Source organism: Tepidibacillus decaturensis (genome assembly GCF_001561915.1).
Taxonomy (GTDB): Bacteria; Bacillota; Bacilli; order Tepidibacillales; family Tepidibacillaceae; genus Tepidibacillus_B; species Tepidibacillus_B infernus.
On the sequence record NZ_LSKU01000001.1, the window covers coordinates 2,170,172 to 2,184,559 of the forward strand.

Genomic DNA, 14,388 nt, shown 5'->3' on the forward strand with positions numbered 1-14,388 from the left:
ATCTTTCAAAAAAACCGCATGATCCCTTAGTTCATGCGGATTAAAATAGATTCTTCGGATTTAAATTCTTTTGGTTCCATAACTATTTTCTTGTAGGAATTATGGCTCCTTTTGATGCCGTTTCAACACTATTTCGGTACAAATAGAGGTATCCAGAAACCTCCTTGTTAATAGGGCTAATGACATCTGTATTCATTCGTTCATGAAAATCTACATTTAATGCCTCAATTGTACCATTCACTACATCTACTAAAATGATATCGCCATTTTTCAAATAGGCAATGGGCCCATTATCTGCAGCTTCAGGACAAATATGGCCGACAAAGCAACCATTATTAGATCCAGAAAATCTACCATCTGTAATCACACAAACTTTATCGCCCAGATTCATGCCGACTAAAAGCTTCATTGCTTTATACATTTCAGGCATCCCTGGTCCACCTTTAGGTCCTTCGTTTCGGATGACGACAACGTCTCCTGCTTTTACTTCATGGTTTCTAATCCCTACAAGAGCCTCTTGCTCACTTTCAAAAATTTTTGCAGGTCCAATAAATTGTAATGCGTTATCTGGGATAGCGGATGGTTTGGTAACGGCTCCATCTGGGGCTAAATTACCTTTCAAAATCGCGATTCCTTCACGGTTGTGAACAGGTTGATCTAAGCTGTGAATGACATCTGGATTGTAATTTTTCGCTTTTACGAGATTTTCTTCAACGGTTTTGGTTGTACAAGTTAAACAATCTAAATCCAGCTTTTCCTTTATTTCATTCATTATGGCTGAGACCCCACCCGCTTCATAAAAGTCGAGAAGTGTATATTTCCCAGCCGGAATCATGGCTACAAGGTGCGGAATTGTTTTGCTTACTTCACCGAATTCAAAAATATCTAAATCGATTTCAGCCGCATAGGCCAAAGCTAATAGGTGTAACACAACATTTGTTGAACCACCTATCGCGGAATTTACTTTTATCGCATTTTTTATTGCTTTTTTCGTCACGATGTCCTTGATGTGAAATCCTTTTTTCAGCAACTCCATCACAGCTTTTCCACTTTCGTAAGCAATACTTAAACGCCTACTATAAACAGCTGGAATGGCTGCACTATCTGGCAAAGCGATCCCCATTGCTTCAGCTAGACAACTCATTGTATTTGCTGTTCCTAACATAGCACAGGAACCGATCGTTGGAACCGCATGATTCTCAATCCATTCAAACTGTTCCTGATTAATGATTCCTGCCTTCAATGCTCCTTCAGACTGTTGAATAAAGGAGTGATCTATATATTCACCACCATATGGATTTCCTTCAACCATATGTCCAGGTAATGCAGGACCCCCATTCACGAAAACGGTGGGCAAGTTAACTCTCATCGCTCCAATTAACATCCCAGGAATGATTTTGTCACATGATCCTAGAAGAACAAGGCCATCAAGCCGGTGTGCTTCTACCATTGCCTCGATATCGTTTGCGATCATTTCTCTGGTCGGCAAAACATATTTCATGCCGTTATGCCCCATCGCAATTCCATCACAAGCACCGATTGTTCCAAACTCAACTGGCATACCACCCTCAGCAGCAATCCCTTCTTTTACACGCTGTGTCATTTGTTTTAAAATGGCATGTCCTGGACAGATAGAATTAAAAGAATTCACAATCCCAATAATCGGTTTTTTTAATTCTTCTTCGCTATAACCGCTCGATTTATAAAGGGCTCTTACGTTTGCCCATTCTGGTCCTTCTAAAATATCACGACTTCTCCAAAACACTTACCCTACCTCCCCCAAAGTGGTATATAGACACATTAAAGCAAAGCTGCATGTTTTAAAATCGTCTTTAACTCTTGTTTCTTTGCTTCACTTAAAGGTCTAGCAGGGGGTAAAACAGCAGTTGAAACTTCAATTCCTCTCATTTTGGTTGCTTCTTTTACAACATTGACAAAAGGCGAATCTAATTTATACATCAATGGAAGAAAGGCTAATCGACGGTGTAGGTCAATTGCTTTCTCATACTCTTTATTTTGGAAAGCTTGATAAATGCCAACGGTTAATTCCGGTGCGAAATTCCCACTAGCAGAAATACAACCATCCCCACCTAGAGAGAGTGTATTCCATAGATGATCATCAAATCCAGCTAATACTGAGAAATGCGGATGTTTACTTTTTACTTTTAGAATCATCTCGCGGATATGACCAGCTGTATCAACGGTTTCCTTAATCCCAACGATATTTGAATGGTTGTCAACAAGTCTCAATATCATTTCTGGCGTTAAATCCTGTCCAGTTAAATTTGGGAAATTATAAAGTAAAATGGGTAACTCTGTATTCTTAGCAATTTCACTATAATGAACAAATAAGTTTTCATCTGTTAATGGCCAATAATATGGATTGATGATTACAACCCCATCAGCCCCAACTTCTTTTGCATGGTGATTTAGCACAATGATTTCTCGGGTATTGGTTCCACCGGTTCCAATCAAGACAGGAACTCTTTTATTAACATAGTTTGTTGCAAATTCAGCAACTTCTTTGCGCTCCTCAACTGACATTTGGCTGAATTCTCCACCGCTTCCTAAGAAGAAAAGCCCATTTACACCTGACTCAATAAGGAAGTCAATCAATTTCCCCATCCCTTGACGGTCTAGCTTTAGAGATTCATCAAAAATCGTGGATACTGGAGGAATGACTCCGTAAAACTTTCTTTCCATACTCCTCACCTCTATTCTTTTTCCTTAAGATTTAGGCTGGTTCTTAATTCTTTATTCACTAAATAAGTTGGGAAATAACCGGATAAAACATCTGCGACGTTTTGAGCTGTTTTACGTTTTAACTCAATTTCTGATTCCTCTGAGTACCAAGCAACGTGTGGCGTAATGATCACATTTTCCATCTTTAATAATGGATTATCTCTTTGAATAGGTTCTAATTCTGTCACATCAAGACCGGCACCGGCAATCTTTCCTTCTTGTAAAGCACGAATAAGAGCCACTTCATCAATAACTGGGCCGCGTGCTGTGTTGATAATAAACGCCTCTTTTTTCGCAAGATTAAATTGTTCATTGCTAATCATTCCACGAGTAATTTCCATCAAAGGGGCGTGTACAGAAATATAGTCTGATTGTCTAAAAAGATCATTAAGATCAACTAGCTCTACATTTAATGCTTTCGCTACATCTGATGGAACATAAGGATCATAGGCGACAACCTTTAAACCAAATGCTTGAGCTTTTTTTGCTAAGGTTTGAGGAATACGACCTAATCCAACTAATCCTAATGTTCTTCCTCTTAGACGAAACATTGGTTTCCCTAGATTAAAATCCCAAACACTATTTTTTACTTCATCATTTAATTTCACAATTTTGCGAGCTAATGCCATTAAAAGCGCAAATGCATGATCAGAAACTTCATCCATCGAATAATCGGTTACATTTCCAACCACAATTCCTTTTTCCGTAGCGGCTTCTAAATCAATCGTATTGACTCCCACCCCATAGCGGGCAATTACCTTACAATTGTTAAGGTTTTCAATCACTTTTCGCGAAATAGGTGCATATTGGTTAATGATTCCATCTGCATCCTTACAGGCTTCAATCACCTCTTCCTCTGTTTTGCATTGAGCAGCCACAAACTCCACATCTAAAGCAGCAAGTACTTCTTTTTCTGGTTCAAGTGTTTGAAACTCAAAATCTGTGACGACAACTTTAAACTTCTTCATTTTTTTCAACTCCTTTGATTTATTTGTTACCCTTTACCCTAATATGAAAAGCAAAGGTGTAATGGTAAAAATACTAAGCAAAGTTGTAATGAATGTGATACTTGAGACAAATTCAGGCTCAGCATCAAATTGCAAAGCATACATGACAGTATTAACAGCAGATGGCATTGCCGATGTTACAATTAGAACTTTCTCAAGCAATGGATCTATTGCCATAAACTGAATGATCAAATAAGCAAGGATTGGTGAAAGAAACAGTCGACTTACGATTGCAAATGTAATCCGTTCCCAATGAAATCCTCTCAATTTTATTTCAGCTAATTGCATACCCAGTATTAACATCACAACTGGAATGGTTGCATCGGCAACCAAATCAACTGCAGATAGAATATTTTTTGAGACCGGCACATTCAATAATTGAAATGCAATCGCAATGACTACAACATAGGTAGTGGGCATTTCAAGTACAGACTTCACTGCCGTTTTTATGCCTGCCTTACCTCTTGCAGCATAATAGACACCAAAAAAATTCATCATGATTGCGTGTAGAACAAGTAATGTAATTGAGTAATGAAACCCTGCTTCCCCATAAGCAAACAAGATGATTGGTGCTCCATAATTCCCAGAGTTCATAAAGGCAGTCGATAAAATCAGTCCACTTTCAATCGATCTTGATGTTTTCCTCATCTTTGAGTAAACTTTTGCTACAAGAATAAGCAAAAACATCAGAACAAATGAGAATAGAACAATATTCATATATTGAACATTCAGTTCCGTATTGTAAAAGGTTCGAAAAACAAGCCCAGGAATTAGAATATAGAGTGCAAAGGTTGAAATCGATTTGATATTAAGTTTTTCCCATTTTTGAAGCCCGTACCCCGCTAAAAAAATCAGGAGTACGGGCAATACGACCTCAACAAAGATTTTCATATTTGATTACCACTCAGCAACACTTCCATCTTTATGTCGCCACACAGGGTTTTTCCAATGATGTCCAACTTCAGCCACCTTTCTTACATATTCCTCATTTACTTCAATTCCCAATCCAGATCCTTGTGGAATTTTGACGAATCCATTTTTATATTCAAACACGGAACGGTCAATGATATAGTCTAAGAGGTCATTTCCTTTGTTATAATGGATTCCTAAGCTTTGTTCTTGAATAAATGCATTATAGGAAACTGCATCAATCTGTAAAGAAGCAGCTAAAGCAATTGGACCAAGTGGACAATGTGGCGCTAATGCAATATCATAGGCTTCCGCCATTGTTGCAATCTTTCGAACCTCTGTAATGCCTCCGGCATGGGAAAGATCAGGTTGAATAATATCCACATATCCTTCAGATAGAATTCGCTTATAATCCCACCGAGAAAACATTCTTTCCCCTGTAGCAATTGGAATATTGGTGTGATTGGCAATATCTCGCAATGCTTCGAGGTTTTCAGCTAGAACCGGTTCTTCAATAAACATGGGTCGGTATGGTTCTAATTCCTTTGCTAATATTTTGGCCATCGGTTTGTGTACCCGACCATGGAAGTCGATACCGATACCAAAATCTTTGCCACCAACTTCGCGAACTGCCGCAATACGAGCAACTGCTTGATCTATCTTTTCATAGGAATCAATCATTTGTAATTCCTCTGTTGCATTCATTTTTATCGCCGAGAATCCAGCTTCTTTTGCTACTTTAGCAGCATCGGCAACATCATTAGGTCGATCTCCACCGATCCAGCTATAGACACGAATGGAATCACGAACTGGACCACCAAGTAATTGATAAATAGGCGTATCATAATATTTCCCTTTAATATCCCAAAGAGCTTGGTCAATTCCTGAAATCGCACTCATTAGGATAGGGCCTCCACGATAAAACCCAGCGCGATATAACACTGTCCAATGGTCTTCAATGTGTAATGGATCTTTCCCGATTAAGTATTCGCTTAATTCCTCAACTGCTGCTTTAACTGTACTTGCTCGACCTTCAACAACTGGTTCTCCCCAACCAACAACCCCCTCATTTGTCTCTATCTTAAGAAATAACCAACGAGGTGGAACAAGGAATGTTTCCATTTTTGTAATCTTCATGATTCTACTCCTCTCCCCGAGCTTTCTTTATAAGTTTGACAAATTGTTGAGCCGTTTCTGTTAAAACTTCAAACCGTTCTTCGGCAATGGCCTGCTTATTTAATAAAGTTCCCCCAACTCCAACAGCAACAGCACCATTCTTGATAAATTGCTCAACATTATCTAAAGAAACACCACCAGTTGGCATCATTGGAATATGTCCAAGTGGTCCTTTTAATTCACGAATATAATTGGGTCCAAGTGAATTAGCTGGAAAAATCTTCAGAAGATCCGCTCCAGCTTGATAAGCTTTCACAATCTCAGTAGGTGTCATGACACCAGGAATGGAGATCTTTCCGTATCGTACCGTCATTTCGATCGTTTTTTCATCTACGATAGGAGAAAAGATAAAATCTGAACCTGCATCAATTGCAGTCTTTGCCGTTTCTGCATCAAGAACGGTCCCAGCACCAACAAGTACTTTTTCACCAAATTCCTCTTTTATCCGTTCAATCATGCGAAAAACACCTGGTGTGTCTACCGTAATCTCCAATGCTCCAACTCCACCTTTTACAAGGGCAGCAGCAATGGAACGAATTTGTTCAGTTTTCGGTCTCCGGATGACAGCAACTAGTCCAGAATCAATTAAACGTTGTAGATTTTTTAATTTTTCCAACCTCATTCACCTCATTTATCTTTTTACATCTTGGCTATGATGATTTCCATTTATCAACTGCTCAACTTCATCCTTTGTTGGAAGCCCCTCGACATCACCATTGACACCAACAACAATTGCACCAACAGCATTACCACGCCTAACCGCATTCTCAAGTAATTCATTTTGTAAAATACCACTAATGACACCTGCTGCAAAACCATCGCCAGCTCCAACAGGATCAACAATCTGGGATACTTTAAATCCTTCCACATAGCCTCTCTCTGTATCTGATTGGTAATAGGCGCCCTTTTCCCCTAATTTGATGACAATTGTTTTTGCTTGGCCAAAAGATAATTCTTCAGCTATTTCTTCAGGTGTCAACTTTCCAGTCATCAATTCACCTTCATCTAACCCTGGAAGAATGACATCTGCTTCCTTTGCCATTGTTAGAAGAACCTCTTTTGCCTCTTCCTTACTCCATAATTTCAGACGAAGATTGGGATCGAAGACGATTTTTACACCACGCTTTTTAGCAATCTCTATTGCTTTAAAAACAGTATCGCGACTAGATGAACTAAGTGCCGGAGTAATTCCAGTGACATGAAGGATTTTTGCTGAAGCAATATATTCTTCATCTAAATCTTCAGGCCTAATTAAACTAGCAGCTGAATTCTTACGATAATAGAAAACACGAATATCCGTCGCTGAACGCTTTTCTTTAAAAAATAGACCTGTTGGTGCCTCATCTGTAAAAATGCAACGCGAGGTATCTACTCCTTCCCCAAGTACAAACTTGTGAATATAACGGCCAAATGGATCATTTCCTAATTTACTAAACCATCCAACGCTATGACCTAATCTCTTTAGCCCAATGGCCACATTGGATTCCGCTCCCCCAATCTGCTTCATGAATTTGTGATTGTATTCAAGAGGTAACATTTGTTCAGGGTTGAAAAGAACCATGGTTTCTCCGAATGTGACAACATCTAACGGTTTCATCGCTTATTCCCTCCAAATCTATCTTTTCAATGATACTGACAAAAATGATGAAAGAAGAACCTATTCGTTAGAATAGGTTTGGTATAACAAGTGCGATCCATGGTACGAATAACATGATAATCAATCCGAGGACTAGTGTAAGAATGAAAGGGAAAATCGCTTTTGAAACACGTTCGATAGATAGTCCTGAAATTCCAGAAGCAACAAATAAGTTTACTCCAAGCGGTGGTGTCATCATGCCAATCTCTGCTCCAACGACTAATAAAATACCGAAGTGAATCGGGTCAACTCCTAACTGCAAGAGTAATGGTAGGAATAATGGAGCAAAAATGATAATGATTGATAGGGTTTCCATAAACGTACCCACGAAAAGGATAAGCGCAGTAATTAATAGAAGAACAATATATTTATTATCTGAAACCCCCAGAATAAGGTCTGCGAGCTGGTTAGGTATTTGATACATCGTTACCAGCTTACCAAACGCAGTTGCGGTACCTAGAATAATCATGACAGAACCCGTAATCATAGCAGAAGAAATTAAAGTCTTTGGTATGTCTTTCCACTTTAATTCTTTGTAAATAAATAGACCTACAATTAAACCATAAACAACCGCAATTACTGCTGATTCTGTTGGAGTAAATACCCCACTGTAGATTCCGCCAAGGATAATGACAGGTGCCATCAATGCCCAAAAAGCATCAATTATAGCTTTAAATAATCTACTAAAGCTAAATTTAACTCCTGTTCCTACATACCCTTTCTTTTTTGAGGTGAAATAGATAAATAGAATCATAAGTGTTGCTAGAAAAATTCCAGGAACAAATCCTGCTTTAAACATCTCTCCAATTGAAACCCCTGTTACAACACCATAAATGATCATCGGGATGGAAGGAGGAATAACAATACCCAAACCACCACCGGAACCAGCAACAGCTGCAGCAAAATCTTTACTGTAACCACGTTTAATCATAGCAGGAATCATAATAGAGCCAATCGCAGCTACCGTGGCTGGACTTGATCCTGAGATAGCTGCAAAAATAGCACTTGAAAGGATCGTTACAATTCCAAATCCACCTGTAATATTTCCCATCATTTCTTGAGCCACGTTAATAATTCGCTTTGAGAGTCCCCCCGTCTCCATAAGTGCACCTGCGAGAATAAAGTAAGGTACCGCCATCAGAGGGAAAGAGTCCACAGCTAAAAAGGACTGTTGAGCCATAAAAGCTCCCGGTATACCACCGGCAAAAAGTGCAGCGACCGTAGCAATTCCAATCGAAAAGGCAATTGGAATCCCGATTAGTAAGCTAATAAGTAATGTTACACCTAAAACGATGGATGCTGACATATTCTCACCCCTCTATCGCTCTTTGTAATTTTTCTTCATCTGTTAATTCATTATCACCGCGGAACCTTGCAGCAATTCCTTGCAATACCCGAAATGCGATCAATAGGAAACCAAAAGGAATAATCATATACACTAACCCCATAGGAAGCTGAACGGCTGGGGATAATTGTCCATTTCCAGAAATCAATACGACTAATTTATAACCATAAAACGCAACAAATAAGGAAAAAGCAATCCACAATATATCAGATAACAAACCAAACCATCTTGAGATTTTTCTTGGGAATAATTGATCTATAATTTCCACTCGAATATGACGACGATGCTTAGCAGCCATTGATGCAGAAAGATAGACTAACCATACAAACAAGTAGCGAGAAATTTCTTCTGACCATCCTAAGGATAAATGAAATACAAATCGAGATGTAACCTGAGCAAATGTAAGAACAACCATTGCGGAGAATAAAACGACAATAATCGATTCTTCGAAATAACGGTCAATCTTCTTTAATATCGACATAACATATCCCCCCTTCTGTGTAGGACCCCTTTACATACAAAATCGGAAATAAATTGGGCAGGAAGGATTACTTCCTACCCTCAATCACTTTCAAGATTACTTACTTGCTGCTTCTACAGCTGCTTTTACTTTTTCAATGGTATCTTTACCAATTTTATCAGCAAACTTTTCTACTGCTGGATCAGTGATAGCCTTCATTTCAGCACGAGCTTCCGGAGTTACTTCGGTAACAACCATACCTGCTGCTTTTAAGTCTTCAAGGTATTTTTGGTTTGCTTCACGAACTAATTGTCTCTCATAATCGCCAGCTTCTTGAGCAGCTTTCACAAGGATTTGTTGCTCTTCTGGAGTAGACTCATCCCAGAACTTTTTGCTTAATAATACTACGAATGGGCTATAAACATGGTGAGTAGTAGATAAATATTTTTGTACTTCGTTAAACTTTTGCAAGTAAATCGTTGCTACAGGGTTTTCTTGTCCATCGATCGTTCCCTGTTGCATTCCAGTAAATACTTCAGCAAAAGCCATTGGAGTTGGGTTAGCACCTAAAGCTCTAAATGCTTCTAAATGAAGTTGGTTTTCCATTGTACGGATTTTTAAGTCTTTGAAGTCTTTTGCAGTTGCAACAGCACGTTTATTATTTGTTAAATCACGGAATCCATTTTCCCAGTATGCAAGTCCAATCATGCCTTGTGCTGGCAATTTATCCAACAATTCTTTTGCGACATCGCTTTCAAGTAAAACTTTGTCAGCTACTTCTTCACTTGGGAATAAGAATGGAATATCAAAAACAGAGAATTCAGGAACAAAGTTTGCAATAGGTGCAGTTGATGGAATTGTCATTTCTTGAGTACCTAATTGCAATGCTTCCATCATTCCACGGTCGTCACCTAATTGGCTGCTGTGGTATGTTTCAAATTTAATAGAACCATTTGTTTCTTTTTCAACGATTTCTTTCATTTTTAATAAAGCTAAATACTGAGGATGTTTGTCGTTAAGACCGATACCAGCGCGAATAATTCTAGCTTCTTTTGGTGCTTCTTTCCCACTATCGGTTGTAGTAGTGGTTTCGCTAGATCCACAACCTGCAAGTACTACAGATACAAGTGCTAGTACCAAAAATAAAGATAATAGCTTTTTTCTCATTTTAAATGCCCCCTTAATTTTTAATTAATTTTAAAATTTGTTTCACATATCGTGAAACGATTGCGCTTACAAAATTGACTATTCTACCTTTTTAAGCTAGAAGTAGAATCTCTTTTAAGTAACGTTGGTGGGAAACGGTGTATTTGAGCTTGTTGGACTTCATTCTCACTGCCTTCAATTCTCTCCAAGAGAATCTCGGCTGCCTTTTTGCCCATCTCAAATGCGGGTTGAGAAATCGTAGTTAATGATGGTTCAAAAATAGTGGCAAATGGTACTTCATCAAACCCTAAAACAGACAAGTCATCTGGAATTTTAATCCCCTTTTTCTTCACAAACCTAAGGATCTCGAGTAATGAAAGATCATTCCCAGCTATAATTGCTGTTGGAACCTCGTCCATAGCAAACATCTCCTCTAACCCAGAATGAATTCTATGAATCTCTAAACTTTTAATATATTCATTCCTAATCGGGAGGCCTGCCATTTGAAGCGCTTTCTTATAGCCGTTAATTCTTTCGATACGCGGTGTAACCTTCCGTTCGAGTGAGGGGGTTATAATCGCAATTCTTTGATGACCCGCTTGTAATAAATACTCAACCGCCATCTTAGAAGCGCTTTCATTGTCGAGTAAAATTGTATCAATATCAACATTCTCGACAATTCGATCGACAAAGACAACCGGATATTGATCATAAACCATGGATTGATATAATTCGATATTCCCGCCTGTTGGAAAAATAATCATTCCATCTACTTGTTTTGCACGAAGCATATTAATATAATTTTCTTCCTTTTTGGGGTCGTCATCTGCATTACATACAATCACATGGACATCATTTTCACGGCAAGTGTCTTCTATCGATCTGATCACTTGGGTTGAAAAGGAGTGAAGAATATTCGCAACAATTACACCGATTGTCGAGGTTCGCTTTTGTTTCAAGCTCCGAGCTATAATATTGGGTTGATAGCCTAACTGATGAATGGCTTCTTCAACTCTCAGTCTTGTATCTTCACCCATATAATCGAATCTCTTATTTAAGTACTGCGAGACAGTGCTCTTAGAAACTTTAGCTAGACTAGCGACATCTTCAATCGTTACTCTTTTCATAAGAATCTCCTTAATAAATCGATTTACTAAATCGGTTTAGTTGCATTTTTAGTATAAATTAAATGTAAGCGCTTTTCAATATTTTTTTAATTTATACTAAGAGATTCTTATGAGAAAAAATTTATTTTCACATTTTTATACTATCAAAAAAATTCAATCAGTCGATTCTTTTATGAAAATTTTTTTATTTCTTTAAAAAATCAAATTAACGTGGAAAATGAAGCCAACAGAAAAATAACTCTTTGTTTTTTTGCCTTTACACTTTACAATGGAAATACAGAGGTAATACATACAACTTTAGACAATACCCAGAGGAGAGGCCGCCTATGAAAAAACTTACTAAAACGAAAACCACTATTTGCCTGTTATTTCTATCTATCATCTTTATATTGACCTCTTGTTCTCCCAGTAATTTATCATCTAGCTTTATTTCTGACAAAAAAGATGTAGGAAAACAAGTAACCAGTAAAGAACAAGGCAATACAAATCAAGAACAAACTACTAAAGATGAAAATGATCAAAACAATGGAACCGACCAAAGTGAAAATATAGACCAACCTACAACCCCTGAGCCAACAAAACCAGCTTTTACCTTTGAATATCCAGATGCTGTTCGTGGAATCTATGTTACTGCCCATTCTACTGGAAGCTCCCGTTTCCCTAGCTTACTCTCTTTAATTGACAAAACCGAATTAAATACCATGGTGATTGATATTAAAGATGATTACGGCAATATTACATTTAAACCTGATCATCCAGCTTTTGAACCTTATAGTAAAACTATTATTAAAGATCCTAAGCAGTTAATAAAGACGCTTGAAGAACATAAAATTTACCCTATTGCGAGAATTGTTGTCTTCAAAGACTCTACCCTAGCAAAAATGAAACCAGAATTGTCCTTTATTGATAATGGTTCTGTATGGAAAAATGGTCGTGGGGAATCCTTTGTCAATCCATTTCTTAAAGAGGTTTGGAAACATAATGTTGAAATCGCCAAAATGGCTGTTGAATTAGGCTTTCAAGAAATTCAGTTTGATTACGTAAGATTCCCTGAAGGCTTTGAAAAACGCGATAAAACACTAACATATTCAATGGGTGAATACAAAGGTCGTAAACCAACTAAATTTATCGAAATAGAAAAGAACTATCAAAAACAACTTGAAGATTACAATCAAAAGTTAGAAGAATTACAAGCAGGTTATGATCAATTGGTTGAAGAACAAAACCAATTAAAAACAACACAAGCAACAGAAACAGAAATTAAAAAACTAGATGAAATGATTACAATAAAGGAACAAGAATTAAAAGAGTTACAAAGTAAAAAACCAATTGGTCCTGTGTTTACAGATCGTGAGCGAGCTACTCAATTACGTGTAGATGCAGTTACTGATTTTGTCACATATGCAAAGAAAGAATTAGAACCTTACAACGTGAAAGTAAGTGTTGACATTTTTGGCTATTCTGCTACCCTACCTGAAGCACCAGGAATTGGCCAAAACTTTAGTAAAATTAGTAGCAATGTAGATGTGATTAGTTCAATGATTTATCCTTCCCATTGGGGACCAGGTTATTTTGGAATTAGTAAACCCGACTTATACCCATACCAATTAGTTACTGAGTATACAAAAAAGGAAAATGAGGTTTTAGGTAAATTAGGGGATAAGAAACCTGTTTCCCGCCCTTGGATTCAAGATTTTACTGCTTCATGGCTAGGAAAGGGAAATTATAAATCCTATGGCAAAAAAGAGATTGAAGAACAAATTAAAGCTTTAAAAGACAATGGAATTAATGAATTTTTAATTTGGAATGCTTCGAACAAATATACACCAAACGTAGATTATACACCGTAGGCAAACCCAAAAACAACAAAACGAAACCAATTATAGGCTCGAAGAAAGACATGGATGACGGAGCAGATTTGCAAAATACAATTCTCTATTATTATTCCAAACCATTTAAATCAACTTGATTTGGCAAAACAAATTTATAATTTTCTTGTTCAAGCTTGATTAAAATTTGATCTAATGCTTTGGCAGTGACCTCTTTATCATGCATTAAGATATTTGCTCCATCATGGATCGTCGAAACTGTCTGTTTTACCACATCTTCAGGATTTTTTAACTCCCAATCTAAAGAACCAACACTCCAATTCATCGGTTGCATCTTCTCTTCTTTTAACACCTTATAAGTTTCTTCTGAATAAATGCCAAATGGTGCTCGGAAGTACTGAGGTTTTTCCCCTGTAATACTTACAATTAAATCATTCAATTTGACAATCTCATTCCTAGTTTGTTCTGGAGTCAGATTTCTTAAATTATTATGTTCCCATGTATGGTTGCCAATGAGATGACCGCGTTTTTGGATCTCCAATAAATTGTTTTTAAACTTTTCTGCTTTCTTCGGGCTTGGTTGATAATTGTACCCGTAATTAAAACCATTAATAAACCAGATAGCTTTTGCGTTATATTTATCTAATACATTTAATATCTCTATTGTATTGTCTCCAACTGGCCCATCGTCAAAAGTAAGTAAAACGATCTTTTGTTCTGTTGGTTTTTTTGCTTGGATTTTAAATGTTTTTGGATTGACGACATAAACATTTTGATCAGTTTGCGTTTGTTGATTTACTTCTTGGTCTTTTCCTTGATTACTAGCCTGATTATTTTCTTCTTCAGTTACTTGATTTGTTTGTTCATTTATTTGTCCTTTGTCCGTTTCTACTGTTGAATTCTCATTTTCCTTCGGTTGAACTGGAGCTGTCGTATTGTTAGAGCAGGCAGACAAAAACAGGGTAAAGAGTAGGATAAAAAGTAGCAGATGTTTTTTCATGGTGTTTCTCC

13 protein-coding genes are annotated in these 14,388 nt (G+C 37.4%); 1 reads left to right on the forward strand and 12 read right to left on the reverse strand.

All coding sequences use genetic code 11. The features are described from left to right. Positions 1-82 precede the first annotated feature (82 nt). The 11 genes from ilvD to U473_RS10275 form a co-directional block, all read right to left on the reverse strand. Positions 83-1,765 carry a dihydroxy-acid dehydratase gene (gene ilvD / locus U473_RS10225; RefSeq protein WP_068726009.1) on the reverse strand — a complete coding sequence of 561 codons (1,683 nt, stop codon included), beginning with the start codon at positions 1,763-1,765 and terminating at the stop codon, positions 83-85. A gap of 35 nt (positions 1,766-1,800) precedes the next feature. Next, positions 1,801-2,703, reverse strand: a complete 903-nt coding sequence (locus U473_RS10230; protein ID WP_068726011.1) for a dihydrodipicolinate synthase family protein — start codon at positions 2,701-2,703, stop codon at positions 1,801-1,803. Between the two features lie 11 nt (positions 2,704-2,714). Continuing rightward, positions 2,715-3,710, reverse strand: a complete 996-nt coding sequence (locus U473_RS10235) for a C-terminal binding protein (RefSeq protein ID WP_068726014.1) — start codon at positions 3,708-3,710, stop codon at positions 2,715-2,717. A gap of 33 nt (positions 3,711-3,743) precedes the next feature. Further along, entirely contained in the window at positions 3,744-4,640 is an 897-nt protein-coding gene (locus U473_RS10240; RefSeq protein WP_068726016.1) for an AEC family transporter, read from the reverse strand. A gap of 6 nt (positions 4,641-4,646) precedes the next feature. Further along, positions 4,647-5,795, reverse strand: a complete 1,149-nt coding sequence (dgoD, locus tag U473_RS10245) for a galactonate dehydratase (RefSeq protein ID WP_068726021.1) — start codon at positions 5,793-5,795, stop codon at positions 4,647-4,649. A 4-nt stretch (positions 5,796-5,799) separates the two neighbouring features. Then, positions 5,800-6,450 carry a bifunctional 4-hydroxy-2-oxoglutarate aldolase/2-dehydro-3-deoxy-phosphogluconate aldolase gene (locus U473_RS10250; protein ID WP_068726023.1) on the reverse strand — a complete coding sequence of 217 codons (651 nt, stop codon included), beginning with the start codon at positions 6,448-6,450 and terminating at the stop codon, positions 5,800-5,802. A gap of 15 nt (positions 6,451-6,465) precedes the next feature. Continuing rightward, positions 6,466-7,431 (reverse strand): sugar kinase, encoded by a 966-nt coding sequence (locus tag U473_RS10255; protein WP_068726026.1) that lies wholly within the window; start codon positions 7,429-7,431, stop codon positions 6,466-6,468. 67 nt (positions 7,432-7,498) lie between these two features. Beyond that, positions 7,499-8,776 (reverse strand): TRAP transporter large permease, encoded by a 1,278-nt coding sequence (locus tag U473_RS10260; RefSeq protein ID WP_068726028.1) that lies wholly within the window; start codon positions 8,774-8,776, stop codon positions 7,499-7,501. A gap of 4 nt (positions 8,777-8,780) precedes the next feature. Continuing rightward, complete coding sequence (locus U473_RS10265; protein ID WP_068726029.1) at positions 8,781-9,296, reverse strand: TRAP transporter small permease; 516 nt, start codon at positions 9,294-9,296, stop codon at positions 8,781-8,783. A gap of 96 nt (positions 9,297-9,392) precedes the next feature. Further along, the gene (locus U473_RS10270; RefSeq protein WP_068726032.1) at positions 9,393-10,442 is read right to left on the reverse strand and encodes a TRAP transporter substrate-binding protein; all 1,050 of its coding nucleotides are present in this window, start codon (positions 10,440-10,442) and stop codon (positions 9,393-9,395) included. An 83-nt stretch (positions 10,443-10,525) separates the two neighbouring features. Then, positions 10,526-11,548, reverse strand: coding sequence for a LacI family DNA-binding transcriptional regulator (locus U473_RS10275; RefSeq protein WP_068726034.1), 1,023 nt, complete (start codon positions 11,546-11,548; stop codon positions 10,526-10,528). Positions 11,549-11,874: 326 nt separating this feature from the next. On the opposite strand from U473_RS10275, the gene U473_RS14370 reads away from it, so the two are divergent. Next, positions 11,875-13,398: a putative glycoside hydrolase gene (locus tag U473_RS14370; protein WP_082732497.1), complete on the forward strand. Its 1,524-nt coding sequence runs from the start codon at positions 11,875-11,877 to the stop codon at positions 13,396-13,398. A 91-nt stretch (positions 13,399-13,489) separates the two neighbouring features. Here the strand turns inward: U473_RS14370 and U473_RS10290 are convergent. After that, the coding region (locus U473_RS10290) for a polysaccharide deacetylase family protein (protein ID WP_235589102.1) at positions 13,490-14,388 on the reverse strand (899 nt) is incomplete at its 5' end.

Bases quoted from the DNA above. Each gene is read 5' to 3' on its own strand.
- U473_RS10230 (WP_068726011.1), bottom strand. From the start codon at position 2,703: ATGGAAAGAAAGTTTTACGGAGTCATTCCTCCAGTATCCACGATTTTT.
- U473_RS10235 (WP_068726014.1), bottom strand. From the start codon at position 3,710: ATGAAGAAGTTTAAAGTTGTCGTCACAGATTTTGAGTTTCAAACACTT.
- U473_RS10240 (WP_068726016.1), bottom strand. From the start codon at position 4,640: ATGAAAATCTTTGTTGAGGTCGTATTGCCCGTACTCCTGATTTTTTTA.
- dgoD (WP_068726021.1), bottom strand. From the start codon at position 5,795: ATGAAGATTACAAAAATGGAAACATTCCTTGTTCCACCTCGTTGGTTA.
- U473_RS10255 (WP_068726026.1), bottom strand. From the start codon at position 7,431: ATGAAACCGTTAGATGTTGTCACATTCGGAGAAACCATGGTTCTTTTC.
- U473_RS10260 (WP_068726028.1), bottom strand. From the start codon at position 8,776: ATGTCAGCATCCATCGTTTTAGGTGTAACATTACTTATTAGCTTACTA.
- U473_RS10265 (WP_068726029.1), bottom strand. From the start codon at position 9,296: ATGTCGATATTAAAGAAGATTGACCGTTATTTCGAAGAATCGATTATT.
- U473_RS10270 (WP_068726032.1), bottom strand. From the start codon at position 10,442: ATGAGAAAAAAGCTATTATCTTTATTTTTGGTACTAGCACTTGTATCT.
- U473_RS10275 (WP_068726034.1), bottom strand. From the start codon at position 11,548: ATGAAAAGAGTAACGATTGAAGATGTCGCTAGTCTAGCTAAAGTTTCT.
- U473_RS14370 (WP_082732497.1), top strand. From the start codon at position 11,875: ATGAAAAAACTTACTAAAACGAAAACCACTATTTGCCTGTTATTTCTA.